The organism is Solihabitans fulvus (assembly GCF_008386585.1).
Lineage (GTDB): Bacteria > Actinomycetota > Actinomycetes > Mycobacteriales > Pseudonocardiaceae > Solihabitans > Solihabitans fulvus.
The window spans coordinates 128,115-153,540 of the sequence record NZ_VUOB01000003.1; the positions used below are offsets into that span (position 1 = coordinate 128,115).

Sequence of the window (25,426 nt, forward strand, 5' to 3'; positions counted from 1 at the left end):
GCTCATCGCGGTGGTCTTCATCAACTCCTCCAACTGTCGGGTTAGCAGAACGGCATAGATATGGTTGGTGGCAACGAATTCAGCGGAGCGAGGACCGGTTAGACCCGCACTCGGGCGATCAGCTGGGAGAGGCGGTTGCCTCTTAGGCCTTCGACCTCGCGTAGTTGGTTCACGGACCGAAATCGGCCGTGTTGTTCGCGCCAGTCGACTATGCGTTGCGCGGTCACCAAACCCACTCCTGGCAGGGCGTCCAACTGTTCCCTCGTTGCCGCGTTGAGGTCGAGCTTCGCGCCCGGCGCGGGTGAACCGCCTCCGAGCACAGGCTGTTGCTCAGCGGCTGGCACGCCGACGGCGATCTGTTCGCCGTCGGCCAACCGGCGGGCGAGGTTGAGTGCACTCAGGTCCACGCCCGGATTGGCTCCGCCGGCCGCGCGCAGGGCGTCTGCCACCCTGGCGTTGGCCGGCAGGGTGGCCAGTCCCGGTTTGGGCACCGCGCCAACGACGTTCACGACGACGTCGGCCTCGGCGTCCTTGGTGGGGTCGGCGGAGTGCCCTGTCGACTGGGACCGCTGGCTGACCACCGCCGCGGGCAGGGCCGGGACGGGCTCGACCGAGGGTCGCGCCAGCCAGGATCCGGTCGCCGCAAGCACTGCCGCCACGGCGGCGACCGCCGAGAGGACCGGGACCATTCGACGCCTGGCCTTGTCTGGGGCGCGGGCGGCGGCCGGGACCCATCTCTCGACCAGGCGGCCTGCGCGCCTGCGCACGCGTCCCTGGCGGGGTGGTGAACCGTCGGTTGTCGGAGACTCCTCGGGTGGCGAATCGAGCGGAGGAGTGAGGGGTTGAGTGCTAGGGGAGGCGGGCGATGGGTTGGGGGGTGCCGCCAGTTGGTCGACCAGGGCGGCCAGGCGGGCTCGGGGGTGGTTGTTGTCGTTACGGCGGTGGGGCTGGTGATCGAACATGGGACGGACGCTAGGCGGGTGTCCGGGGCGGCGCGATGATGAAGCTGTCCACTGTGGACAAGGTGAGGGGTTGTGGATAAGTAGGGGTTGGTGTTCAGCCGAATGGGTGGGGGTGTCGGGGTTTGGTGCGAGAATGTCGCGCCCTCTGGGCGCGGACCTTGATCCGGATTTGGCGCGGGCATGCGGGCGAGTCTTGGCGCACCCTTAGGCGCGGGCTTTGCTGCGGGATCTGCTGTGGGCTTTGGTGCGGGGAGTGCCGGGCCCGGTCAGGCCTCGTCCAGTCCGCCGGGGAGGACGACGACGCCCAGCACTCCGGGGCCGGTGTGCGCGCCGATCACGGCGCCCACCTCCGAGATCAGGCAGCCGTCCGCGCCCGGCAGGCGCTCGTTCAACTGCAGCGCCAGCTCGGTGGCGCGCTCCGGCGAGGCGAGGTGGTGCACGGCGATGCCGACCCGCTCATCGCCGGCCGTCGACGCGGCGAGGTCGACGAGCCTGCCCATCGCGCGGCTGATCGTGCGGACCTTCTCCAGCGGCACGATCCGGCCGTCGTCCACGTGCAGCAGCGGCTTGACGGCGAGCGCGGTCCCCAGCAGCGCGGCTGCGGCACCGATCCGGCCGCCCCTGCGCAGGTGATCGAGGGTCTCCAGGCAGAAGAACGTGCGGGTGCGCGCCACCGCCCGCGTCGCCGCGTCCACCACGTCGGCCAGCTCGCCGCCGGCCGCCGCCACGACCGCGGCGTTGAGCACGGCGAAGCCGAGTCCCATGCCCGTCGACCGTGAGTCGACCACGCGAACCCGGGCCGGGTCTATCTCCTCGGCCGCCAGCCTCGCGGCCTCCCAGGTCCCGGACAGCTCGCGGGACAGGTGCACGGCGACGACCGCGTCGGCGCCACCGTCCAGCGCGGCCCGGTAGACCTCGGCCAGTTCGGCCGGGCTCGGGCGCGAGGTCGTCACCCTGCGATGCTCGCCAAGGGCAGTGGCCAGGGCGTCCGGTCCGAAGTCCACGCCGTCCAGCCGGCCATGGCCGTCCACGGCCACGTGCAGCGGCACGACCCTGATCGACCGTCGCCGCGCGAACTCCTCCGGCAGGTACGCGGTGGAGTCGGTGACGACGGCGACGGACACGAACGCCGAGCCTACGGCTCCGCAGCGCCAACTCCGTGAAACGGCACGGTTCAGATCGGGTCAGGGACGTTCGTTGGCTCGGGTCGAGCGGCTCAGGTCAGGTCGGAGACAGACAGGTCGGGCAGGTTCTTGCGGATCAGGTCGACCAGCTCGGTCGCGACCTTCCGGTGCGCGGACCAGCCCCAGTGCATGCCGTCGGGGTTGCCCTGGCCGGCGCGCAGGTGGGGGCCGACGAGGGTGGGCAGGTCGAGCAGGGGGACGTCCGCCTCGGCGGCCCAGGTCCGCACGGCGCGGACGGCCTCGGCGTGGCCGGTGTGCACGCCGGCGTAGGCGGGGGCGCGGTGCACCGAGGGCACGATGCCGACCACCGGCAGTCCGGGACGCAGGGCACGCACGGCCCGCAGGCTCTCGTCCAGGTGGTGGACGGTGAGCCGGGGCGGCAGCGCCACCGGTCGGCCGCCAAGCGCCCTGGCCAGCCAGGGCTGCGCGGCGACGTAGCCGCGCCGCGCGGCCCGCCGCAGTCCCTCGGGACGCAGGTACCGCAGGCCCTGCCGCAGGTAGGTGGGCAGCGGCGAGGGCAGCGTGTCCATGCTGCCGACGGCGAGCACCAGCACGTCCGCGTCCGCCAGCTCCGCCCACACCCTCGGGTCGCCGGTCAGCGCCCACCAGGCTTCGCGGGCGGTCCACCCGAAGCCGGCCGCCAGTTCCGCCCTGCCGCCGAGCTCGGCGGCGGCGAGGTTCGGCCACAGGCGCGGGTCGTTGGCGGGCAGTGGACCGGCCGGGCCGTGGAAGGCGAGCGAGTCCGCCAGGACGAGCAGGCGCACGTCAGCCGGTGATGCCGGCGTTGTAGGTGGCCAGCCGCCAGCGCCCGTCGGTGTCGGGACGCCTGGTCAGCACCGTCCAGTGGCAGTTGCCGATCCCGGCGAGCTGCGGCCACAGCGGCACCGGCAGGTCGAGCAGCCGCGCGGTCAGGGCGGTGATGAGGCCGCCGTGCGCGCAGAGCACCACGGTGTCGTCCAGCTCGGCGTCGAGGTCCGCGACCACCGCCGCGGCGCGCACGGCCACCTCGACCTTGGTCTCCCCGCCTGGCGGGGCGAACTCGGGGTCGCGCTGCCAGACGGCCATCCGGCCGGGCCACTCGGCCTCCACCTCGACGCCCGTCAGGCCCTGCCACTTGCCGAGGTTCGTCTCGCGCAGCCGCTCGTCGATGCGCAGCGGCACGCCGACCGCGCTGGTGAACACGGTCGCGGTGTCCTTGGCGCGACGCAGGTCTGAGGCGACCACCACCTCGGGCGCGAACCCGGCGAGCACCGGCACCGCGAACCTGGCCTGGTTCCAGCCGGTCTCGGTGAGCGAGGAGTCGAGATGGCCCTGCATCCGACCGCTCGCGTTGTAGTCGGTCTCGCCGTGCCGCCACAGCACGACCCGCCGCAGTGTCATCTGCCCACGCCTCCCCGCAGCCGACTCACGCCTGCGTCTCCTCGCCCGGGATCGAGTCGACGGCGTCAGCGACGGCGGCGACGGTGTCATCGGCCGGCGTCGGGTCGAACTCGATGCGCGGGCAGTCCTTCCAGAGCCGCTCGAGGCCGTAGAAGGTGCGCTCCTCGACGTGCTGCACGTGCACCACGACGTCGACGAAGTCGAGCAGCACCCAGCGGCCCTCGCGCGCGCCCTCGCGGCGCACCGGCTTCGTGCCGGCCTCGCGCATCTTCTCCTCGATGAAGTCCACGATCGCGCCGACCTGGCGTTCGTTGGGCGCCGAGGCGATCACGAAGCAGTCGGTGATCACGAGCTGGTCGGAGACATCGAGCACGATCACGTCGTGCGCCTTCTTGTCGGCCGCTGCGTGCGCGGCGACCAGCGCCAGCCGTTGTGCCTCGTCGGTGGCTGCCACGTCACTCCTCAGGGTCGAACACCATCACGGTGCGGGCACGAAATGACCCGCACGAATCAATCAGAGTACCGGCGTGGCCAGGGTCGGCCGTGCCAACGCTCCCCGGACGGGCCGCCGGGTCCCCGTCGCCGCGCGCGATGCCCACTGCCGCAGGGCCAGTGGCCGTTCGTGCGTTTGCCCACACCTCGCCCACGCGTCGCCCCCACCTCACTCGCGCGTCGCCCGCGCGTCGCCGTCAGCCGACCTCCTGGCGCCGGCCGTCCACGCGCGGCGCGAGGCCGTTGCGGCGGACGGACTGCCAGCGCAGCTGGGTGCCCTGCAACGCGGTGACCAGCGACTGGACCACCACCAGGTAGGTCAGCTGCCGGTAGGCGAGCTGTTGCAGCGGGAGTGTCCACAATGGCCTGAGCGACTCCCCGTCCAGGCGCATCGCGTAGCCGGCTCCCGCGGTCTGCGCGGCCAGGAACAGCAGCCAGATCAGCGCGGCGCGAGGCGCGTCGGCGATGGCCATGCCGTAGATGACGTACACGTCCATCAGCGGCGCCAGCAGCGGCAGCAGCAGTTGGAACAGCAGCAGATAGGTCAGGCCGCGCCGCCCCATGTGCCCTGCGGGCCCGCGTTCGACCAGCGCGCGCCGGTGCTTCCACATGGCCTGGAAGGTGCCGTACGACCAGCGGTAGCGCTGCCGGTAGAGGCCGCGCAGGGTCGTCGGGGCCTCGGTCCACGCGCGGGCGGCGGGCTCGTAGGTGACCCGCCATCCTGCGCGGGTGATCGCGATGGTCAGGTCGGTGTCCTCGGCGAGGGTGTCCGCGCTGACCCCGCCGACGTCGACCAGCGCCTCCCGCCGGAACGCGCCGATCGCGCCGGGCACGGTCGGAATGCACTGGAGGGAGTCGAGGATCTGACGGTCGAGGTTGGCTCCCGCGCAGTACTCCAGGTGTTGCCAGCGACCGAGCAGCCCTCGGCGGTTGCCGACCTTGGTGTTGCCGGACACCGCGCCGACGCGCGTGTCGGCGAGGGGCTGCACGAGGTGGCCGATGGTGTCCGGCTCGAAGACGGTGTCGCCGTCGACGAGGACGAGGACGTCGTGTCTTGCGGCGTTGATACCGGCGTTGAGCGCGGCGGGCTTGCCGGCGTTGTCCTGTCGGATGACCCGCACGCAGGGCAGCCGCTGGGCCTCGACGAGGTCGGCGGTCCGGTCCGTCGAGCCGTCGTCGACGACGATGACCTCCACCTCGGCGGTGTGCGCGTGCGCGGCCAGCGAGCGGACCGTGGACACGATGTTCGCGGCCTCGTTGTAGGCGGGGATGATCACCGACACCGCTGGCGCGAACCGGGGCAGCGGCTGGTGCGCGCGTTCGCGGCGGAGCCGCCGCGCGGTGTGCGCCAGGCCGAGTTGCATCAGCATGCGGAGCACGGCCAGCGCGGCGACGGTCGCGATGAGCACGTCGAGCACGAGGATCACGGCGTCGCCGGAGAGCTGGGACGCGCCGAGGACGCGCCCGGTGATCTGCGCGGCCACTCCCGCGTCGCGGCCCCCGGGCGGCAGGCCGACGCCCTCGGCGACCGTGTCGAACCGGAAACCCTGTGGCCCCAAGGTTTCCAGCAGTTGGCGCGTCGCGTCGACGCTGATGCTGCCGGCGTCGTGCAGCCGCACGACCGCGCCGCTGCCCGGCGTCGGTGTGCAGACCGCGACGATCTGCTCCAGGTCCTCGACGGCCAGATCGGGACCGTCGAGGTCCGGGCTGACGACCAGGTAGCCCGCGCGCCCGAGTTCGGCGACGGGCGTGTCGGCCGGGTCGCCGGACGCGCCGAACAGCCGCGCCTGGACGCCTGCGGCGCTGGCGAGCGCGCTCTGGGTGAAGGAGCGGTCCAGGTGTCGCCGCCAGCTCGGCAACGCGGCCGGGTCGCCCCGCCGAAATCCGCTGATGCCGACCTCGTGGCCCTCCGCGATCATCCGGCGCACCAGCTCGGGGTGTTCGTTCACCCGCGCGCCGAGCACGAAGAACGTGGCGTGCGCGTGGTGTCGCGCCAACACGTCGAGGATTCGCGGTGTCCAGACGGGGTCGGGGCCGCCGTAGAAGGCGAGCGCGACGGTGTCCGGCGGCATGCTTCGGCCGCGCAGCTGCTCGCCGTCCGAGCGCAACACCGGACCGAGCGACGAGGCCGTGTGCCGCTCCTGCCCGAGTGCCCGCGCCGACGGGCTCGGGGCGGTCGCGTAGGCGTGAAACGCAAGCACGCCAAGGAGCATGCCCACGCCGAGGAGCATGGTGACCCAGTGCGCGGATGGGATGCGGCGACGGCCCCTCACGGCGCGGTCTCGACGGTGTCGGGCCACGACGGGGGTGTCCGGTCGACGGGGTCGAGCACGGTGGCCGCGATGACGATCGCCAGACCGGACACGACGCAGGCGAGCCCGACGCTGGCGGCGCGCACCGCCGTCCGCCGCCTGCCGGCCGGGTCGACGAACACCTGGGTCGGGTCGGGATTGCGCTGCGGCGTCAACAAATGCCTGTCCAGTCGTGCTGCTTGTGGGTGCGTCACGCGTGGTCGTCGACGGGGTTCGCGGCGCGGGACCTGCCGAACACCGCCCTGATCACCGCGACGCCGAGGGCGACGGCGATGGCGAGCGCCAGGTGCGGAAAGCCGTGGATGAACCAGGGGGCCGCGGCTTCGAGGAACTTCTTCTCGCTCCCCCACGCCGTCTGCCGCCGCCAGGCCGCGTTCGCCGCCGCGAGCACCAGGAACACCGCTGGCGGCGCGGGCACCACGATCCAGAGGCCGACCGGCCGGACCAGCGCGGCGGCCACGAACGCCCCGGCCGCCAGCCACGCCCCGAAAACCCAGCCGAGGATCGGGCCGTCCATGGCGATCCCGATGCCGCCGAAGACCGCCGAGACGCCCACCGCCGCCAGCGTGGGCAGCTGAACCGGCGCGCGCGGATGCACCGGTCCCCCGCCTGACCCCATCACGCGCGCCGCCCCCATTCCCCCCGTCAGTGGCCCCATTAGAGAGGGCGAATCCACCCTATAGATACAGAACGACGCACCTGTTCAGGTGAGGTCGATCACCGATCGCGCCGGGGACAAGTCGGTCGTTTCGCCGCGACTACTTCATTAGAGTGACCATGGGGGTGTGCTGTGGGGGATGACAGCGCGGCGGGTGCGGCAGTGCGCTCGCGGCGGCGATGGTGGGCGGTCGGCGGACTGGTGGTCGCGCGGACGGCGTGGGTGCTGACGTCGGTGGTGTTGATGGTCGCCTCGGGCGTCGCGTGGGCGACCTACCAGGACTTGGACGCCGGCATGCAGCGGTCGGACGCGATCGCGGCGGACGCGCCGAGGTCGCCAGGCGGCGCCGACGGCGCCGTCAACATCCTGCTGATGGGGCTGACCACGCGGCTCGACCTCAACGGCGACCCGCTGCCCGAGGACCTGCTCCGCAGGCTCAACGCAGGCGAGAGCGACCGGGGCGGCTACAACGCCAACACGCTGATGCTGTTGCACGTGCCCAACAACGGTTCTCCCGCAACGGCTTTCTCCGTTCCGCGCGATGACTACGTCGACTTCGTCGGCGTGCCGGCCGGACCCAAGCAGGGCAAGATCAAGGAGGCCTACGGGCGGGCCAAGGAGATCGAGGAGGACCGGCTCACCGCCAACGGCCTACGGGACCGGCACGAGTTGGAGCGGCTGGGCCGCGAGGCTGGGCGCAGGGCGCAGGTGGAGACCGTCCGGGCGTTCCTGAACGTGCCGATCGACCATCTGGTCGAGCTGAGCCTCGTCGGCTTCTACCACCTCGCGGACGCGCTCGGCGGCGTCGACGTCTGTCTGAACAACGCGACCCGCGACCACTTCTCCGGCGCGAACTTCCCGGCAGGCCGCCAACATCTCGACGCCGCGCAGGCGCTGTCGTTCGTGCGGCAACGCCACGAACTGGCCAACGGGGACCTGGACCGAACGCGCCGCCAGCAGGCGTTCCTTGCCTCGGTGACGCGCCAGCTCAAGGGCAGGGGCGTGTTCTCCGACCTCGGCGCGTTGCGCGCGCTGCTCGGCGTGGCGAAGCAGGACGTGGTGCTCGACAGCGGCTGGGACATCCTGGACTTCATCAGGCAGGCGCCGAACCTCGCGGGCGGCGTCCAGTTCCGCACCCTGCCGATCCTCGACGTCACCACCGTCGACGGTCAGATCGTCAACACTGTGGACCGGGCCGCCGTCCGCGCGATGGTGTCGGCACCGGCCGTGCGGTCGGCGCCGGGCACGTCGGCAGTGGCCGGACCGCGGCCGGCGCTCACGGCACCGGGCAGCGGCGAGCGGCAGAGGGTCAGCGAGATCCTGGTCATTGACGAGGGGCCGGGTGGCGGCGAGGCCGCGAACGGGATCCCCTGCGTCGACTGAGTCCCCGGCGGGCGGCGGGCCTCAGGCGTCCGGGGCGCGGTAGAGGTCGCGCTTTTCGATGTACTGCACGACGCCGTCGGGGACCAGGTACCAGACCGGCTGGCCGGCCGCGGTGCGGGAGCGGCAGTCGGTCGAGGAGATGGCCATGGCGGGCACCTCGATGAGGCTCACCGCGCCGCGCGGCAGGTGGTGGTCGTCCAGGTCGTAGCCGGGGCGGGTAACGCCGATGAAGTGCGCCAGGTGGAACAGGTCCTCGGCCTGGTGCCAGGACACGATCTGCTCCAGCGCGTCGGCGCCGGTGATGAAGAACAGGTCGGCGTCGGGGTGCGCGTCACGCAGGTCGATGAGCGTGTCGACCGTGTACGTGGGCCCGGTGCGGTCGATGTCGACGCGGCTGACCGAGAACCTGGGGTTCGAGGCGGTCGCGATGACCGTCATCAGGTAGCGGTCCTCGGCGGCGCTGACGGCCTTGTCGTCCTTCTGCCACGGCTGGCCGGTCGGCACGAAGATCACTTCGTCCAGGTTGAACCGGGACTGCACCTCGCTGGCCGCGACGAGGTGCCCGTGGTGCACCGGATCGAAGGTGCCACCCATGACGCCAATTCGACGACGATCGGACATAGCTGGTCAGCCTACGTGCCGCCGTCGGCTCAGTGGTCGCGCGGGCGGCGGAAACGCTCCCCGGCTCGCCGCCCGCGCAACACTGGACTCCCTCGACGGACGCTGGGGGTGTCACCCGTCGCCAGGAGCGCGAGCCCTCCCCCGCGAGGGCCACGCGGTACTGAGACGCCGCTGGCCCGGCCGCCATGACGCGGACCGCGCGAGAAAGTCACCGCACAGCCCATCAATTCTCCTTATGGCTCGGCGGTATGTCCCAGCTCGTCCATTTGGCCCTGCTCTGCGGACTCCGCGCCGGGAAAACTTGAGGGACATGAGCACCTGGACACCCATGCACGGTCAGCCGTACCAGCCCGTCCCGTACCACCCGGCCCGAATGCCGGTCGACGAGTCCCTGCACACCGCAGCCACGCTGCGCGAACGCATGATGGAACGCCGCACGGTGCGCGCCTTCTCCACCGAACCCGTGCCCGAGCAGCTCGTGGTGGACGCGATCGCGGTCGCCGGGACGGCCCCGTCGGGCGCCCACCAGCAGCCGTGGACGTTCGTGCTGGTCACCGATCCAGAGGTGCGCGCCAAGATCCGGGCGGCGGCCGAGAACGAGGAGAAGCTGTCCTACGACGGCAGGCTCGGCGAGGAGTGGCTGAACGCCCTTCGGCCTCTGGGCACCGACATGCACAAGCCGCATCTCACCGACGCGCCGTACCTGATCATCGTGTTCCAGCAGCGGTTCTACCTCGACGAGGACGGCGAGCAGCACAAGCACTACTACGTCGACGAGTCGGTCGGCATCGCGGTGGGCATGCTGCTGACCGCGCTGCACCTGTCGGGCCTCGCCGCGCTCATCCACACGCCGAGCCCGATGCGGTTCCTGTCCGAGGTGCTGGCGCGCCCGCGCAACGAGAAGGCGTTCGCGGTGATCCCGGTCGGCTACCCGGCCGAGGACGCGACCGTGCCGGACCTGGTTCGCAAGTCGCTGGACCAGGTGCTGGTACGGGTCTAGCTACGGGTCCAACCGTGCGGTGGGACGGCCGCGCGACCGACCAGGGTCGCGCGGCCGACGTGCGCTACGCCTCCGGGGCGAGCACCGCCCCGGAGGAGGCGTCCTTGACCAGGATCGCCTCCATCGGACAGGAGTCCGCCGCGTCAAGCACGACCTCGTCCGAGTCGATCAACTCGGCGACCGGGTACGACTTCCCGGCGTCGATCCGGAAGTACGCCGGCGCCGTGCCGGCACAGATTCCGGATCCGATGCAGGCACCGTGATCGACCCCGACCTGCCAACGACCTTCGCTCATCGACATCCCTCACCACTCGATGGGCAACGACTCGAGCCCTCGAACCAGCATGCCCCTCTTCCACCGCAGCTGTTCCTGCGGAACGGCGAACCGCAGATCGGGGAAACGGCCGAGCAGCGTGCCCAACGCCACCTGGAGTTCCAGCCGTGCCAACGGCGCGCCGAGGCAATGATGCACGCCGTGCCCGAAGCCGATGTGCGGATTGGTCGAACGCGCCAGCCGCAGCTCGTCCGGGTCCTCGAACACCGACTCGTCCCGGTTCGCCGAGGCGACCGCGACCAGCACCGGCTCGCCCGCCCTGACCAGCACCCCGCCGACCTCGATGTCCTCCTTGGCGTAGCGGGGAAACGCCGCCGCGGTGCCGAGCGGCACGTACCGCATCAGCTCCTCGACGGCCTGGGCCACCTGCTCGGGCCGCTCCCGCAGCCAGGCGAGCTGGTCGGGATGGTTCAGCAGCACGTAGACGAAGTTGGGGATCTGCGTCGCCGTCGTCTCGTGCCCGGCAACCAACAGCCCGACCGTGAGGCTGATCAGCTCGTCCTCCGACAGCACGTCCTGCTCGTCGCGGGCGAGCACCAGCGCGCCGATCAGGTCGTCGGTCGGCTCGACGCGGCGCTGCTCGATCAGCCCGCCCATGTACTGCCAGAGCTTTCCCTTGTACTCCATGACCTGCTCGAGGGTGAGCGAGGTCGTCGAGAGGAAGGCGTCTGACCAGACCCGGAAGTGCTCCCGGTCCTCGACGGGCACGCCGAGCAGCTCGCAGATCACCGTGATCGGCAGCGGCAGCGCGAACTGCTCGACCAGGTCGGCCCGCGAGCCGCCGGCCAGCATCTCGTCGGCGAGGCCGTCGGCGATCTCCTGCGCGCGCGGGCGCAGCAGCTCGACCCGGCGCATCGTGAACGCCTTCGTGGCCAGCCTGCGGATCCTGGTGTGGTCGGGCGGATCCATGCTCAGGATGCCGCCGTTGCCCTGCTCGGGCCGCGTCCTCGGCTCGTCCCTGCCGACGCTGAGCGCACGGCTGAACCGCGCGTCGCCGAGGACGACGCGCGCGTCGACGTGCCGGGTCGCCAGCCAGGCATCCTCGCCGAACGGCAACCGCACCCTGGTGAGCGGCTCCTCCTTGCGTAAGTGGGCGTACAGCGGGTCGAGCCGCAGTTGTTCCGCCGTGAACGGGTAGATCCTCGGCTCGCCATCGATCGCAGTCACTGCGTTGTCCCTCCTCACCAGGTGACCGGCAGGGCCCGCAGGCCTCGCACGAGCCGGCCACGCTTCCATGGAACCTCGTCTGCCGGCACGGCGAAGTCGAGCCGGGGAAAGCGATCCAGCAGCGTGCCGACGGCCACCTGGAGCTCCATCCGCGCCAGCGGCGCACCAAGGCAGTGGTGCACGCCGTGCCCGAAGGCGATGTGCGGGTTGTGCGCCCTGACCAGGTCGAGGTCGGCGGCGTGCTCGAAGACCCGCTCGTCGCGGTTGGCCGACACGGCGTGCACGAGCACCGCCTCGCCCGCCCGCACCAGCACGCCCCCGACCTCGACGTCCTCCATGGCGATCCTCGGGAAGCCCGCGGACGAGCCGAGCGGAGTGAAGCGCAGTAGCTCCTCGATCGCGGTCGGCAGCGCCTGCGGATCGGCCCGCAACGCGGCCAGCGGCCCGGGATGGGTGAGCAGCGCGTAGACGAAGTTGCCGATCTGGTTCGCCGTCGTCTCGTGGCCGGCCACCAGCAGCGTGACGCCGAGCCCGACCAGCTCGTCCTCGCTGAGCCGGTCGTCCTCGTCGCGGGCCAGCACCAGGGCGCCGAGCAGGTCGTCGGTCGGTTCCTCGCGGCGCTGCTGGATCAGCCCGGCGAGGTAGCCGTTCAGCTCCGCGATGGCGACCTCGATCTCCTCCGGGGAGAACGCGGTGAGCGCCAACACGGTGTCCGACCACGCGCGGAACCGGTCCCGGTCCTCGGTCGGCACGCCGAGCAGCTCGCAGATCATCGTGATGGGCAGCGGCAACGCCAGCCCCTCGACCAGGTCGGCGGGCGAACCCTGCGCGACCAGGTCGTCGAGCAGCCCGTCCACGACCTGCTGCGCCCTCGGCCGCAGCTGCTCGACCCGCCGCGCCGTGAACGCCTTGGCCACCAGCCGCCGGAGCCTGCTGTGCTCCGGCGGGTCCATGCTCAGGATCGAGGAGTCCCGCGAGAGGGACGGCGTCAGCCTCGGCACGTCCCTGCCGACGGTCGCCGCCCGGCTGAACCTGGGGTCGCCCAGCACCAGCCGCACGTCCTCGTGCCTGGTCGCCAGCCAGGCGTCCCCGCCGTAGGGCAGCCGGACGCGCGCGAGCGGCTCGTGTTCCCGCAGCTCCGCGTATCTGGGATCGATGTCGAGGCGCTCCGACTCCGCGAACGGATACGTCCTCGGCTGCTGATCGACGGTCGTCATCGCACGTCCTCCCCGATGGTCGCGACGGCCCCACACTGCGATGTAAGCGCGTGCTTACATAATTCGACGATAGGGATCCGGCTACGGGCCGTCAACAACTCGTTTCGGTGAGTTTGTGCCGACTGGGCGCGGAGAGCCGGCTACTCGGCGGGCGGCAGCTCGGTGTCCGCGCGTTCCAGCAGGACGCGGACCGCGCGCAGCACGTGCCCGGCGACGTCGTCGGGCTTGGCGCTGGCCAGCGGTTCCTTGCCGTGCACCGAACGCAGCAGCGCGATGCCGAGCAGCCAGGCGAGCACGAGGTCGGCCCGCACGCGGGCGTCCTCGGCGTCGGTGAGCGCGGCCAGCGCGCTCGCGTACTCCTCGCCGAGCTCCTGGCGGATCGCCGTGGCCGCGTGGTCGTGGCCGCTGGACCGCAGCACGGCGTACATCGGGTGGTCGATGAGCTTGAGCGACTCGTTGTCGAGCATCTGCCGCAGCACCCTGCCGAGCAGCTGCTCGGCGGGCGAGTCGTCGAGCAGTTCCCTGCCTCGCCGCGCCATCGCGGCGGCGAACAGGGCGTCCTTCGAGCCGAAGTAGCGGAACAGCAGGGCCTGGTTCACCCCGGCCCTGCCGGCGATGTCGCGGACCGTGGTCCGGTCGAAACCGCGCTCGCCGAACAGCTCGGCGGCGGCGTCGAGCAGCGCGGCCCGCGTCGCGGCCGAGTCCCGACGGCGCGACCTCGGCTCCGCCTCATGCTCCGGCACGGCACCCCCTCCTGCGGTCAGGGTCGTGCCCGCAACCTACGGCACCTCGGCCGGCACTGCGGCGAACTCAGGACTCCGCGCGGATGTGCCCGTCGCCCCAGACCACCCACTTGGACGAGGTCAGCTCCGCGAGCCCCATCGGGCCCCTGGCGTGCAGCTTCTGCGTGGAGATGCCGATCTCCGCGCCCATGCCGAACTCGCCGCCGTCAGTGAACGCGGTCGAGGCGTTCACCACGACGGCCGCCGCGTCGACGCGCGCGGTGAACTGCCTGGCGGCGCGGACGTCCGAGGTCACGATCGCCTCGGTGTGACCGGAGCCGTGCGCCGCGATGTGGCCGATCGCCTCGTCGAGGGAGTCGACGACCCCGACGGCGATGTCCAGCGACAGGTACTCGGTGTCCCAGTCCGCCTCGGTGGCCGGCACGACCCCGGCGCCCCCGGCCAGCGCGAGCACCCGCTCGTCGCCGTGCACGGTGACCCCGGCGGTCCGGAACTCCCCGACGACACGAGGCACGAACTCCTCGGCGACGTCGGCGTGCACGAGCAGCGTCTCGGCCGCGTTGCACACGCTCGGCCTGCGGGTCTTCGAGTTCAGCACGATCCGCAGCGCCTGGTCCAGGTCCGCCGCCGCGTCCACGTAGACGTGGCAGTTGCCGACACCGGTCTCGATCGTGGGCACGGTGGCCTGCTCGACCACGGCGGCGATGAGGCCAGCGCCGCCCCGGGGGATCACGAGGTCGACCAGGCCGCGCGCGGTGATCAGGTGCCGCACCGACGCGCGGTCGTGGCAGGGCAGCAGCTGCACGGTGTCGCGGGGCAGGCCGCTCGCCGCCAGCGCGTCCCGCAGCACCGCGACGAGCGCCTCGTTGGACCGTTCGGCCGAGGAGGAACCGCGCAGCAGCACGGCGTTGCCCGACTTCAGCGCGAGGCCCGCCGCGTCGACCGTGACGTTCGGCCGCGCCTCGTAGACGATGCCGACGACGCCGAGCGGCACGCGGACCTGCCGCAGCTCCAGGCCGTTGGACAGGACGCCGCCGCGCAGCACCTCGCTGACCGGGTCGGCCAGGTCGGCGACGGTGAGCAGCCCGTCGGCCACGCCGGCCACCCGCTTCTCGGTCAGCGCGAGGCGGTCGAGCAGCGCGTCGGACAACCCGGCCGCCCGTCCCGTGGCGAGATCCTCCTCGTTGGCCGCCAGCACCTCGGCGACGCGGGAGCGCAGCGCGTCGGCCATCGCGTGCAGGGCGTCGTCCTTGTGCCGCCTGGTGGCCAACGCGAGCTCGACGGCGGCGACGCGCGCCCGGCCGGCCGCCGCGCGGACCTGTTCCCTCAGCTCGTCGCCGGTGGCCGGGGACGGTGACTTGGGGGTTTCGGTGGCGGTCGTCACGCGCGCAAGCCTACGACCCGCGTCGACGCGGTTGGCCGGCGCGTCGAGGTGAATGACTCATTCGGTCGCCCGCACGGGGTGAATGACCCATTCACCCAGCCAACAGGAGACTGCGCCGCCGGATGCTGCAAGGGTGTGCCATATGGACGAACACGCCCTTCGAGAGCTCGCGGAAGAACGCCTGCGCGCCCTGGCCGGCCCGGGAGCCACGCTCCGGGAGGACCAGTGGACCGCGATCGAGGCGCTGGTCTCCGGCCGCCGCCGCGCGCTCGTCGTGCAGCGCACGGGATGGGGCAAGTCGGCGGTGTACTTCATCGCGACGGCCCTGCTCCGCTCGCTGGGCGAGGGACCGACGGTGATCGTGTCGCCGCTGCTCGCTTTGATGCGCAACCAGGTGGAGGCGGCGGCGCGGGCCGGCGTGCGTGCGGCCACCATCAACTCGGCGAACATGCAGGACTGGCAGTCCGTCCAGGAGTCGGTCGCGGCCGGCACCGTCGACGTGCTGCTGGTCAGCCCGGAACGGCTGAACAACCCCGACTTCCGGGACACCGTGCTGCCGGAGCTGACCGCGTCCGCCGGCCTGCTCGTGGTCGACGAGGCGCACTGCATCTCCGACTGGGGCCACGACTTCCGGCCGGACTACCGCAGGCTGCGCACGCTGCTGACCGAGCTGCCCGAGGGTGTTCCGGTGCTCGCCACCACCGCGACCGCCAACGACCGGGTGGTGCGCGACGTCGCCGACCAGCTCGGCCTCGGCCCGGCCGGCGGCGAGACGCTGGTGCTGCGCGGCCCGCTGGACCGGGAGAGCCTGCACCTGTCCGCGCTGCGGCTGCCCACCGCCGAGGCGCGGCTCGGCTGGCTGGCCGACCGGCTCGGCGAGCTGCCCGGCTCGGGGATCATCTACGCGCTGACCGTCGCCTCCGCCGACGACGTCGCGTCCTTCCTGCGGGAACGCGGCTACGAGGTCGCCGCGTACTCCGGCAGGACCGACCCGGCCGAGCGGGAGCGCGCCGAGGAGGACCTGCTGGCGAACCGGGTGAAGGCGCTCGTGGCGACCTCGGCGCTCGGCATGGGATTCGACAAGCCGGACCTCGGGTTCGTGGTGCACCTCGGCGCGCCGCCGTCGCCGATCGCCTACTACCAGCAGATCGGCCGTGCCGGGCGTGGCGTGCGGCGGGCCGAGGTGCTGCTGCTGCCCGGCCCGGAGGACCGCGACATCTGGGCGTACTTCGCCTCGCTCGCGTTCCCGCCGGAGGCGACCGTGCGGCAGGTGCTCGGCGCCCTCGCCGACGCGAACCGGCCGCTGTCCACCGCGGCGCTTGAGCCGATGGTCGAGCTGTCCCGCACCCGGCTGGAGGTGGTGCTCAAGGTGCTCGACGTGGACGGGGCCGTGCATCGGGTGCGCGGCGGCTGGGTGTCCACCGGGCAGCCGTGGACCTACGACGCGGAACGCTACGAGCGGATCGCGCAGGCGCGGCGGTCCGAGCAGGACGCGGTGCTCGGCTACCTGAACACCACCGGGTGCCGGATGGAGTTCCTGTTGCGGCAGCTGGACGATCCGCACGCGAGCCGCTGCGGCCGGTGCGACAACTGCACCGGGCGCGGCTGGTCGGCGGAGGTCTCCGGCCAGGCGTCCTCGGCGGCGCGGGACCGGCTGCGCAGGCCCGGTGTCGAGCTGAGCCCGCGCAAGCAGTGGCCGTCCGGCATGTCCGCGCTCGGCGTGCCGGTGTCGGGGAAGATCGCGGCCGGCGAGTCGGCGCTGCCCGGCCGGGTGCTCGGCCGGCTGACCGACATCGGCTGGGGCAATCGTTTGCGCGGGCTGCTCGGCACCTCGCCGGACAGCCAGGTCACCGACGGCCCGGTGCCCGACGACGTGTTCGACGCGGTGGTGCAGGTGCTCGCCGCGTGGGACTGGCCCGCGCGTCCCGCAGGCGTGGTGACCATCGCCTCGCACCGACGGCCGACCCTGGTGCGCAGCCTCGGCGAGCGGTTGGCCGGGATCGGCCGGCTGCCGCTGCTCGGCGAGGTCGAGCAGGTCGGCGACGGTGCGCGCCGGGCCAACAGCGCCCAGCGGCTGGCCAGCCTGTGGCAGGGGCTGCACGTGCCGATGGAGTTGGCGGAGCGGCTGTCCACTGTGGATGGTCCGGTGTTGTTGGTGGACGACCAGGTGGACACCGGTTGGACGATGACGGTGGCCGCGCGGCTGCTGCGCAAGGCCGGCGCCAGGGAGGTGTTGCCGTTTGCGCTGGCTGTCACGGCGTGAGCCGAGGAAACCCGCTGGCGAAACCGTATGCGGTGACTGATCATCTCGGGCGTGACGTACTCAGTCCTGGCAAGGGATCCCGAGACCGGTTGTTTCGGCGTTGCGGTGCAGAGCTGTGTGCTCGCCATCGGCACCCGGGTGCCGGCGGCGCGCGCGGGAGTCGGCGCGGTCGCGGTGCAGTCCGGTTCCAGCCTGCGCTGGCGTGGGCTGCTGCTCGACTTGCTCGACCGGGGCATGTCGGCTGATGCGGCCGTGGCGGCGCTGCGCACGCTGCCCGGGACCGAGCAGGCCCAGTTCGCCGCGATCGATCGCACCGGGTCGGCCGCGGCCTACACCGGGCCCGACTGCTACGGGGATCACGCGGGTCATGTGGTTGACCTCGACGCGCAGTTCAGCGTGCAGGCCAACCTGATGGTGTCGGACGCCGTGTGGCCGGCCATGGCCGCCGCCTACCGCGAGGCCGAGGGCGGCCTGCCCGAGCGCATGATGGCCGCGTTGCAGGCCGCCGAGCGCGAGGGCGGGGACGCGCGCGGCGTGCAGTCCGCCGCGCTGCTCGTGGTGGGTCCGGAGCACGGCGGGGACTCCACGGGCGAGGCCGACGACGAGGTGTTCGACCTGCGGGTGGACGACTCCCGGGATCCGGTCGGCGATCTGGCGAGATTGCTGCGGACCGCGCGGGCGCATCGTCACCTGATCCGCATCGGCAGCCTCGCCGAGGAGCCCGACCGGCTCCACGACGAGTTGCGTGCGGCGGTCGCGCTCGCGCCGGACGACCTGACCTGCCTGCTGTACGCGATCAGCAGGCTGGGCCTGCGCGGGCATATCGAGGAGGTTCGTCCGCTGCTGGCGCACGCCGTCGGCCTGGACGCGGCGATCGCCGACCGGGTGCGGGGCCGCGCCGAGGCGGCCCGGCGCACGGACAACCCGCACGCCGCCGCCCTGCTAGCACTGGTGGACGAGCTGAAGTAGGGCGGGCGACGGCGCGCTTCGCGACAAACCCGCAGGTCATCGAGCCGCAGTAGTCGCGGATGGCAATGCACGGAAACTCGTGCACGGAAAGTCGTGCACGAGTCTTCGTGCATTGCTAGGCTGGGCTCATGCCAGACCCGGCCACTCCTTCCCAGACCGTTGACCTGAGCACGGTCAAGGCGCTGGCGCACCCGCTGCGCCAGCGGATCCTGCGCCGGTTGGCGGTGGACGGGCCGGCCACCTCCACGACGCTCGCCAGCGAGCTCGGGGTGACCAGCGGCGGCACCAGCTACAACCTTCGAGTACTGGCCGAGCACGGCCTCATCGAGGAAGTGCCCGAGCGGGGCCACGGCCGGGAGCGGTGGTGGCGGCACGTCCGCGCCGACCTGCGCATGCCCCTGGCCAGCCAGCAGGACCCCGCGATGCGCTCCGCGCTGAACGAACTCCACAGCCTCTGGCTCGCCGAAGACCTGGAGTCGTTGGGCCGCTTCGAAAGCACCCGGCACGAGCTGGGCGAGTGGGCGGACGCGCTGGTCTACTCGCGCGGCGGAATCCACGTGACGACCGACGAACTTCGCGCGTTCTTCGAGGAGTACGTCGCGCTGCTCATGCGTTACGCGCGACCAGCCGAGCAGGCCCCGACCGGGGCCCGCAGGGTGCTCACCCGACTGCTCGCCTTTCCGGAGACCTCCACGACCGAACCACCAGAGGAAACCACCAGCTGAACCAAAAAACTGGGGCACCGAGCGGCAACTCGGCACCCCAGCACCGGAAGAGGCACGACCTCGCCCGCTGGGCGAGTCCTTCGCACGCACGCTCAACCTTCGTCTAGGAGACCATCCCGTGCTGTCCGCATGCAACCGCATCGTGCCCAGGTTAGGCGCCTGGCTGGCCGTCCTTCTCGTCATCACCGCACTGCTGCCGGGAAACACCGCGAGTGCCCAGCCCGCTCCCGCCGGCCTGACCAACACCGACGTGACGTTCCACAACGGCGACGTCACCTTGCACGGAACGGTCGTCGCGCCAGCCGGCGGCGACGCGAAACACCCCGGAGTGGTGCTCGCGCACGGCTCCGGCCCCCGTCAGCGGGACGCCCTCCGCCCGCAGGCCGAGGCGTTCGCTCGCGCGGGCATCGTCGCGCTGATCGCCGACAAGCGCACCGAGGGCTACACGCAGTTCCATCGGGACTTCGAGGCGCTCGCCGACGACGCGATCGCGGGTGTCGAGGTGCTGCGCGCCCGGCCCGACGTCGACCCCGGCCGGGTCGGCGTGTGGGGCTTCAGCGAGGGCGGCTGGATCTCGCCGCTTGCCGGGTCTCGGTCGGCGCACGTGGCCTTCGTCATCACCGTGGGCGGCAGCGGCCTGCCGCCGGCACGCGTGCAGGCATGGAGCAACGGCAACTATCTTGCGCACGCCGGCGTTTCCAACTCGCTGCTACGCCCGCTCGGCGTGGACTTCACCCGGCTGTTGGCCAAGGCCGGTCTGTTCGGCGCGGCCGACCACGACCCCGTTCCCCCGCTGGAACACCTGCACCAGCCTCTGCTCGGCATCTTCTTCGGGCACGACCAGTCCACCGCCTCGCAGGAGAGCATGGCGATCTTCCGCGACGCGCTGACCAGGGGCGGCAACGAGCACTACAACCTCCGCGTGATCCCCGAGGCCAATCACCGGATGCACGCCAGCGCGGACGGCTTCACGGCTTCCGACGAGTTCGCGCCGGGCTTCTTCGACCTGATGACGTCCTGGGTCAACGGCCTCGGCCACGGCCTGCCGGTCGCGAGCGCCGACGCGCCGCCCCACCAGGATCGACAGTCCGTGCCCCTGGAGCCGTCGAGCTGGTACGAGTCGCTGTGGGCGCAGCTGACTGCGTTCGTCCTGATCCTGGTGTGCTTCCTGATCTATCCGGTCAGCGCGCTCATCCGACGGCTGCGGTCCCGCCGCGACCCCGTTCCGGCCCGCGCTGCCGCGCGCACACTCGCGGCCACCGGCCCCGTCGCGGCGCTGGGCGCGCTGCTCTTTCTCGGGTACGTCGCGATCAACGCCGGCCAGACCGTCGGGCCGGTCGTGCTTGGCAGGCCGGTCGTCTGGCTGGTGCTCCAACTGCTCGCGGTCGGCGCCGCGATCGCCTTCGCCGCAACGGTTCTCGCGTGGTGGCGCGGCCGGAGCACGCTGGCCGGCTGGGCGAAGCTGCGGCTCGGCACGCTCGCGCTCGGCGGCGTGGTGTTCCTGCCCTGGGCTGCCTACTGGGGCCTGTTCACCGTGTGACGCCGCCGCGTTGGCAGCCTGCGCGGACAGGCTGCCAACGCGGCACAGGCATGGGCAGAGATGCTGGCGAGGAGACGGTGGTCACGTCCTCTTGATCTCTACCATAGTCGAGGTTGCATGATTCTCTCATGGACATCACGACAGCGACTTCGATTGCGGCACAACGACAGCACGACCTGGTGACCGAGGCGGCCAGGTACCGCTCGGTGGCCAACCCCCGCCGCATCAAGGGCGGCAACCTGTTCGGCCGACGCACCAAGCACTGAAGCACCTAGCACCGAGTGACCACGCCCCGCACACCGCCGCACCGCGCACGGCCCGAGCGTTCGCTCAGGCCGCCACGGTGACGGTGAAGAACCCGGCCAGGGGCGAGCCGAGCGACAGCCCCGGCGCGAGCAGCCGCCAGTTCACCAACAGCGGCCGGCCGGCGGCCAGGCCCTGCGGCACGCGCAGTCCCAGCGCGAACCGCACCGAGCCGTGCGCCGGGATCTCCTTGATCGGACGGCAGTTCATCCGGAACACCCCGGAGTCGTTCACCGGCCGCACCCCGTTCCCGCCCTCGGAAGCGAGCTGCTGGAGGTAGCCGGGGCACGGGTCGAGCGAGACCGCCTTGTCGGTCTTGTTCTCCAGCCGAACGTAGCAGGTCTCGAGCTCTCCCGACCTGGCCGACACCACCGGTTCCTGGGTCGCGGACAGCGCCGCGAGCGGCGAGTCTGTGGCGGCATCGGTCGGCGGCTCATCGAACGCGCTCGCCGACAGGTACGAGCTGTACTCGGGATGGTTCTCGTCCTGCGAACACGGCGGTCGATCCGCGCTCCGCACCGGGGCGCGCAGCGACCCGCCCTCCTCCGGCAGACGGATGTCCAGTTCGACGGAACCGTTGGGGTGCAGGCAGAACGGGCCGGTCCAGTCCAGCCGCAGCACCGCGTCCCCGCCGGGCGGCACGACCGTGACGCGCGTCCTGCTCTCGTCGTTCACGCCATGCGAGTAGCCGATTCTGAGCTCGCCGCCCTGGTCGCGCATGCGGGTGTCCACCTCGCCGCGCAACCGGCAGGCGACCTTCCCGGTGTTGGTGACCTTGACGAAGCCGATGAGCTTCGCCGGTTCCCGCTGCGGGCGCGCGCCCGATTCGACGACGCCCTTCGGGGCCGACCACGACGGCAGCTCGCCGCGCAGCTGGTCGGCGCGGCACGGACCGGCGTTCGGGTCCGCCAGCCTCGGCGTCGCCGGAGTGCTGAACTCGTTGTTGCCGCCGGGTTCCTCGACCCACGGCACCGTGCCGTCCGGCAGCAGAGTGGGGGCAGCCGACACGTGCGGCGGGACCGGGTAGGACGGCGTGGTGGCCAGGTCGACCCGCGAACCGCAGCCGGCCAGCAGCACAAGGGGAACCAACACCGCGAAACGCGCAACTCTCGTCACCGGCCCAGTCTCGCGCGCCTGCGGTGACGTGGGCACGAAACGCCGACTATCCGATCAATCTCCGCGCTCAGCCGGTGACGGCCGTACCGCGCAGCGGGACAAGGTCGTCGGCGTGCACCACCTCGCGGCGCTGTTCGGGGGCGAGCTGATGGCTGGAGCGCCCGATCAGGGCGGGCAGCTCGCCGGCGTCGAAGGCCACCACGCCCCTGGCGACCACGTCACCGCCCAGGCTCAGCAGCTCCACCACGTCGCCAGCCTCGAAGGCGCCCTCGACCCCGGTGATGCCGGCGGCCAACAGCGAACGCCGCCGCCCGACCACGGCCGCGACCGCGCCGTCGTCGAGGCGCAGCCTGCCCCTCGCCCCTGCGGCGTGCCCAAGCCAGAACCGCCTGGCCGACAGCCTCGCCCCGGTCACCGCGAACGCCGTGCCGACGTCGGCGGGGCCGAGCGCCCGCGCCGCCTGCGCGGCGGACGCCAGCAGCACGGGGATGCCGGCCGAGGCCGCCAACCGCGCCGCGGCCAGCTTGGACGCCATGCCACCGGTGCCGAGTCCCGACGCCCCAACGGTTCCCGCGCGCACACCGTCCACATCGGACGAACTGGCCACCTCGGGAATCCGCCGCGCGCCGCCCCGCCGGGGGTCACCGTCGTACAGCGCGTCGACGTCCGAGAGCAGCAGCAGCGCGTCCGCGCCGACCAGGTGCGCGACGAGCGCGGCGAGCCGGTCGTTGTCGCCGAAGCGGATCTCCTCGGTGGCCACCGTGTCGTTCTCGTTCACCACCGGCACCGCGCGCAGCGCGAGCAGCCTGGAGAAGGTCCGCTGCGCGTTGCGGTAGTGCGCGCGCCGCACCACGTCGTCCGCCGTCAGCAGCACCTGCCCGACGGTCAGCGAGTACCGCCCGAACGACGCGGCGTAGGCGTGCGCGAGGGCCAACTGGCCGACGCTGGCCGCCGCCTGCTGGGTGGCCAGATCCTTGGGCCTGCGGCCGATGCCGAGCGGGGCCAGCCCTGCGGCGATCGCGCCGGAGGACACCAACACCACCTGGCTGCCCGCCGCGCACCTGGCCGCGACGGCGTCGACCAGCGCGTCGAGCCTGGCCGGATCGAGCCCGCCCTCAGCCGTGGTCAGGGACGACGAACCGACCTTGACCACGACCCGGCCTGCGCAGGCGACAGCCTGACGGGGCTCGGACAGACCCGACACGGTCACTCCTCGTCGTCACCGATTTCGGCGTAGTCGCCGTACTCGCCCGGCGCGCGGCGCGCCTTCTTGGCGACCATGCGCTCGGACGCGCCGATGCGCTCGTTGCGTTCCAGCCGCGCGTCGGTGCCGCGACCGGTCATCATGATCGCGATGCCGGCCGGCGTGGACGGCTCCCAGTCGAAGGTCACGCCGCCGACGGTGACCGCGCAGCCCGGCACGGCACCCATCTTGGCCAGCTTCTCCTCGACACCGAGCCTGGCGAGCCGGTCCGCGAGGTAGCCGACGGCCTCGTCGTTGTCGAAGGCGGTCTGCCGCACCCAGCGGTCCGGCCGCTCGCCCCGAACGATGAAGCCGCCCTCGTTCTCGGGATCCTCAACGACCGTGAAGCCCGCGTCGTCCACCGCGGTCGGGCGGATGACGACCCTGGTGGCCTCCTGCACCGGCTGCGCGGCGCGGTAGTCCTCGACGACCTTGCCGAGGGCGAAGGTCAGCTCGCGCAGGCCCTCGCGGGAGGCCGTGGAGATCTCGAACACCGGCAGGCCTCGGGCCTCCAGCTCGGGGCGCACCAGCTCGGCCAGTTCCTTGGCCTCCGGCACGTCGATCTTGTTGAGCACCACCACGCGCGGCCGGTCGGCGAGGTCGCCGCCAAGCGAAGGCGTGTAGCGGGCCAGTTCCTGCTCAAGCGCGTCCACATCGGACAGCGGGTCGCGGTCGGCCTCGTAGGTCGCGCAGTCGACGACGTGCACCAGCACGGCGCAACGCTCGATGTGCCGCAGGAAGTCGAGGCCGAGGCCCTTGCCCTCGCTGGCACCAGGGATCAGGCCGGGCACGTCGGCCATCGTGAAGATGGTCGCGCCAGCGGTGATCACGCCGAGGTTGGGCACGAGGGTCGTGAACGGGTAGTCCGCGATCTTCGGACGGGCCGCGGACAGCACCGAGATCAGCGAGGACTTGCCGGCGGACGGGAAGCCGAGCAGGCCGACGTCCGCGACGGACTTCAGCTCCAGCACCAGGTCCCTGGTCTCGCCGGGCTCGCCGAGCAGCGCGAAGCCGGGGGCCTTGCGGGCCTTGGACGCGAGCGAGGCGTTGCCGAGGCCGCCGCGACCGCCCTCGGCGGCGATGAAGCGGGTGCCGTTGCCGACCAGGTCGGCGACGACCTCGCCGTCCTCGGTCATCACCACGGTGCCGTCGGGCACGCGCAGTTCGAGGTCCTCGCCCATCGCGCCGTCGCGGTTGGCGCCCTGGCCCTGCTTGCCGTGGGTGGCTGTCGCGTTCGGACGGAAGTGGAAGTCGAGGAGGGTGTGCACGCTGGGGTCCACCACGAGGACGACGTCACCGCCGCGCCCGCCGTTGCCGCCGTCGGGCCCGCCGAGCGGCTTGAACTTCTCCCGGTGCACCGAGGCACAACCGTTCCCCCCGGCGCCGGCGGCGACGTGGATCACCACCCGGTCGACGAATCGGGACACGGGGAATCCTCTCCTCAAAACGCTATTACTGAACAAAAACAACAAGGGGCGGGCCGGAGATGTTCCGGCCCGCCCCTCGCTGGGGATGTGCTAGACGTCTCGGTCGAGCCTCAGGCAGCAGCCTCGGCCGGGACGACGATGTTCACGGTCTTGCGACCGCGCTTGAAGCCGAACTGCACGGCGCCGGCGGACAGCGCGAACAGCGTGTCGTCCTTGCCGATGCCGACGTTCACGCCCGGGTGGAACTTGGTGCCACGCTGGCGGATCAGGATCTCGCCGGCCTTGACGACCTGACCACCGTAGCGCTTGACACCCAGGTACTGGGGGTTGGAGTCGCGCCCGTTACGGGAGCTGGATGCACCCTTTTTATGTGCCATGGCTGGTCAGACCCTCACTTACCGGTGATGCCGGTGACCTTCACGCGGGTCAGCTTCTGGCGGTGACCCTGACGCTTGTGGTAGCCGGTCTTGTTCTTGAACTTGTGGATACGAATCTTCGGGCCCTTGGTGTGCTCGACGACCTCGCCGGTCACCGAGATCTTCCCGAGGGCTTCGGCGTCTGCGGTGACGTCAGTGCCGTCAACGACGAGCAGAGCCGGGAAGTTGATTTCGGTGCCCGGCTGGCCAACGAGCTTCTCGACCACGACGATGTCGCCGACAGCCACCTTGTACTGCTTGCCGCCGGTCTTGACGATCGCGTACATCGGACGAAAGTCTCCTGCTGCTCGACGGGACGGGGTCGCGCGCGCCCTGGGCAGATTGACATCAGGCCGGGCTGCACACGACAGGACCCACCAGGACGGCGGGTCGAACAATAGGTTACGGGCCGGGCTGCGGCGGGGTCAAACCGGGTGGGCGCGCACTGCGGCCTACCGCGCTGACCAGGACGAACACCGGACGCCGCGCTGCGGCCCGCCCGGCGCGACCGACCAGCGGCACCGACCATTTCACGACGGCCCGGCTCGGCGAACGGCCATTGTGCGCTTCACCACAACAGGTTCGGC

Annotated in this window: 26 protein-coding genes; 7 read left to right on the forward strand and 19 right to left on the reverse strand. The window is 71.9% G+C overall.

What is annotated here, in order from left to right:
- Positions 1–98: 98 nt before the first annotated feature.
- From F0L68_RS43275 to F0L68_RS03150, 8 genes are all read right to left on the reverse strand, one after another.
- Entirely contained in the window at positions 99–659 is a 561-nt protein-coding gene (locus F0L68_RS43275; RefSeq protein ID WP_223198440.1) for a ComEA family DNA-binding protein, read from the reverse strand.
- Between the two features lie 569 nt (positions 660–1,228).
- Entirely contained in the window at positions 1,229–2,086 is an 858-nt protein-coding gene (locus F0L68_RS03120; protein WP_149847861.1) for a DegV family protein, read from the reverse strand.
- 92 nt (positions 2,087–2,178) lie between these two features.
- Complete coding sequence (gene octT, locus F0L68_RS03125; protein ID WP_149847862.1) at positions 2,179–2,910, reverse strand: diglucosylglycerate octanoyltransferase; 732 nt, start codon at positions 2,908–2,910, stop codon at positions 2,179–2,181.
- Position 2,911: 1 nt separating this feature from the next.
- Entirely contained in the window at positions 2,912–3,526 is a 615-nt protein-coding gene (locus F0L68_RS03130; protein ID WP_149847863.1) for a histidine phosphatase family protein, read from the reverse strand.
- 25 nt (positions 3,527–3,551) lie between these two features.
- Positions 3,552–3,980 carry a ribosome silencing factor gene (gene rsfS / locus F0L68_RS03135; protein ID WP_149847864.1) on the reverse strand — a complete coding sequence of 143 codons (429 nt, stop codon included), beginning with the start codon at positions 3,978–3,980 and terminating at the stop codon, positions 3,552–3,554.
- A gap of 235 nt (positions 3,981–4,215) precedes the next feature.
- Positions 4,216–6,231: a bifunctional polysaccharide deacetylase/glycosyltransferase family 2 protein gene (locus tag F0L68_RS03140; protein ID WP_223198452.1), complete on the reverse strand. Its 2,016-nt coding sequence runs from the start codon at positions 6,229–6,231 to the stop codon at positions 4,216–4,218.
- Between the two features lie 56 nt (positions 6,232–6,287).
- The gene (locus F0L68_RS03145) at positions 6,288–6,524 is read right to left on the reverse strand and encodes a hypothetical protein (protein ID WP_149847866.1); all 237 of its coding nucleotides are present in this window, start codon (positions 6,522–6,524) and stop codon (positions 6,288–6,290) included.
- The gene (locus tag F0L68_RS03150; protein WP_306463138.1) at positions 6,521–6,988 is read right to left on the reverse strand and encodes a DUF6542 domain-containing protein; all 468 of its coding nucleotides are present in this window, start codon (positions 6,986–6,988) and stop codon (positions 6,521–6,523) included. The genes F0L68_RS03145 and F0L68_RS03150 overlap by 4 nt, the downstream gene beginning before the upstream one ends.
- Positions 6,989–7,120: 132 nt before the next feature.
- Here F0L68_RS03150 and F0L68_RS03155 point away from each other — a divergent pair, with 132 nt between their 5' ends.
- On the forward strand, positions 7,121–8,371 hold the full coding sequence (locus F0L68_RS03155) for an LCP family protein (protein WP_223198441.1): 1,251 nt from the start codon (positions 7,121–7,123) through the stop codon (positions 8,369–8,371).
- 21 nt (positions 8,372–8,392) lie between these two features.
- On the opposite strand, the gene nadD is transcribed toward F0L68_RS03155, so the two are convergent.
- Positions 8,393–8,992 (reverse strand): nicotinate-nucleotide adenylyltransferase, encoded by a 600-nt coding sequence (gene nadD, locus F0L68_RS03160; RefSeq protein WP_149847868.1) that lies wholly within the window; start codon positions 8,990–8,992, stop codon positions 8,393–8,395.
- Between the two features lie 310 nt (positions 8,993–9,302).
- Here nadD and F0L68_RS03165 point away from each other — a divergent pair, with 310 nt between their 5' ends.
- Complete coding sequence (locus tag F0L68_RS03165) at positions 9,303–9,992, forward strand: nitroreductase family protein (RefSeq protein ID WP_149847869.1); 690 nt, start codon at positions 9,303–9,305, stop codon at positions 9,990–9,992.
- Positions 9,993–10,056: 64 nt separating this feature from the next.
- On the opposite strand, the gene F0L68_RS03170 is transcribed toward F0L68_RS03165, so the two are convergent.
- The 5 genes from F0L68_RS03170 to F0L68_RS03190 all read right to left on the reverse strand — a co-directional run bounded on the left by F0L68_RS03170 (position 10,057) and on the right by F0L68_RS03190 (position 14,837).
- Positions 10,057–10,287, reverse strand: a complete 231-nt coding sequence (locus F0L68_RS03170; RefSeq protein WP_223198442.1) for a ferredoxin — start codon at positions 10,285–10,287, stop codon at positions 10,057–10,059.
- Positions 10,288–10,296: 9 nt separating this feature from the next.
- Complete coding sequence (locus F0L68_RS03175) at positions 10,297–11,493, reverse strand: cytochrome P450 (protein ID WP_223198443.1); 1,197 nt, start codon at positions 11,491–11,493, stop codon at positions 10,297–10,299.
- Positions 11,494–11,507: 14 nt separating this feature from the next.
- The gene (locus tag F0L68_RS03180; RefSeq protein ID WP_149847872.1) at positions 11,508–12,710 is read right to left on the reverse strand and encodes a cytochrome P450; all 1,203 of its coding nucleotides are present in this window, start codon (positions 12,708–12,710) and stop codon (positions 11,508–11,510) included.
- A gap of 140 nt (positions 12,711–12,850) precedes the next feature.
- Positions 12,851–13,453, reverse strand: a complete 603-nt coding sequence (locus F0L68_RS03185) for a TetR/AcrR family transcriptional regulator (RefSeq protein ID WP_149847873.1) — start codon at positions 13,451–13,453, stop codon at positions 12,851–12,853.
- Between the two features lie 67 nt (positions 13,454–13,520).
- Positions 13,521–14,837, reverse strand: coding sequence for a glutamate-5-semialdehyde dehydrogenase (locus F0L68_RS03190; RefSeq protein ID WP_149847874.1), 1,317 nt, complete (start codon positions 14,835–14,837; stop codon positions 13,521–13,523).
- A gap of 142 nt (positions 14,838–14,979) precedes the next feature.
- Between F0L68_RS03190 and F0L68_RS03195 the strand changes: the two genes are divergently transcribed.
- The 5 genes from F0L68_RS03195 to F0L68_RS42120 all read left to right on the forward strand — a co-directional run bounded on the left by F0L68_RS03195 (position 14,980) and on the right by F0L68_RS42120 (position 20,600).
- Entirely contained in the window at positions 14,980–17,100 is a 2,121-nt protein-coding gene (locus F0L68_RS03195) for a RecQ family ATP-dependent DNA helicase (RefSeq protein ID WP_149847875.1), read from the forward strand.
- 51 nt (positions 17,101–17,151) lie between these two features.
- Positions 17,152–18,069 (forward strand): DUF1028 domain-containing protein, encoded by a 918-nt coding sequence (locus F0L68_RS03200; protein WP_149847876.1) that lies wholly within the window; start codon positions 17,152–17,154, stop codon positions 18,067–18,069.
- A gap of 128 nt (positions 18,070–18,197) precedes the next feature.
- Positions 18,198–18,794, forward strand: a complete 597-nt coding sequence (locus F0L68_RS03205) for an ArsR/SmtB family transcription factor (RefSeq protein WP_149847877.1) — start codon at positions 18,198–18,200, stop codon at positions 18,792–18,794.
- Positions 18,795–18,912: 118 nt separating this feature from the next.
- On the forward strand, positions 18,913–20,334 hold the full coding sequence (locus F0L68_RS03210) for an alpha/beta hydrolase family protein (protein WP_223198444.1): 1,422 nt from the start codon (positions 18,913–18,915) through the stop codon (positions 20,332–20,334).
- A 128-nt stretch (positions 20,335–20,462) separates the two neighbouring features.
- Positions 20,463–20,600 carry a hypothetical protein gene (locus F0L68_RS42120; protein WP_188316362.1) on the forward strand — a complete coding sequence of 46 codons (138 nt, stop codon included), beginning with the start codon at positions 20,463–20,465 and terminating at the stop codon, positions 20,598–20,600.
- Between the two features lie 64 nt (positions 20,601–20,664).
- Here F0L68_RS42120 and F0L68_RS03215 read toward each other — a convergent pair whose 3' ends face one another.
- The 5 genes from F0L68_RS03215 to rplU form a co-directional block, all read right to left on the reverse strand.
- Complete coding sequence (locus tag F0L68_RS03215) at positions 20,665–21,753, reverse strand: hypothetical protein (protein ID WP_149847878.1); 1,089 nt, start codon at positions 21,751–21,753, stop codon at positions 20,665–20,667.
- 67 nt (positions 21,754–21,820) lie between these two features.
- Complete coding sequence (gene proB / locus F0L68_RS03220; RefSeq protein ID WP_149847930.1) at positions 21,821–22,948, reverse strand: glutamate 5-kinase; 1,128 nt, start codon at positions 22,946–22,948, stop codon at positions 21,821–21,823.
- Between the two features lie 11 nt (positions 22,949–22,959).
- The gene (gene obgE, locus F0L68_RS03225) at positions 22,960–24,423 is read right to left on the reverse strand and encodes a GTPase ObgE (RefSeq protein ID WP_149847879.1); all 1,464 of its coding nucleotides are present in this window, start codon (positions 24,421–24,423) and stop codon (positions 22,960–22,962) included.
- A 110-nt stretch (positions 24,424–24,533) separates the two neighbouring features.
- Entirely contained in the window at positions 24,534–24,800 is a 267-nt protein-coding gene (gene rpmA, locus F0L68_RS03230) for a 50S ribosomal protein L27 (protein WP_149847880.1), read from the reverse strand.
- Positions 24,801–24,814: 14 nt separating this feature from the next.
- On the reverse strand, positions 24,815–25,126 hold the full coding sequence (rplU, locus tag F0L68_RS03235) for a 50S ribosomal protein L21 (RefSeq protein ID WP_149847881.1): 312 nt from the start codon (positions 25,124–25,126) through the stop codon (positions 24,815–24,817).
- Positions 25,127–25,426: the final 300 nt, after the last annotated feature.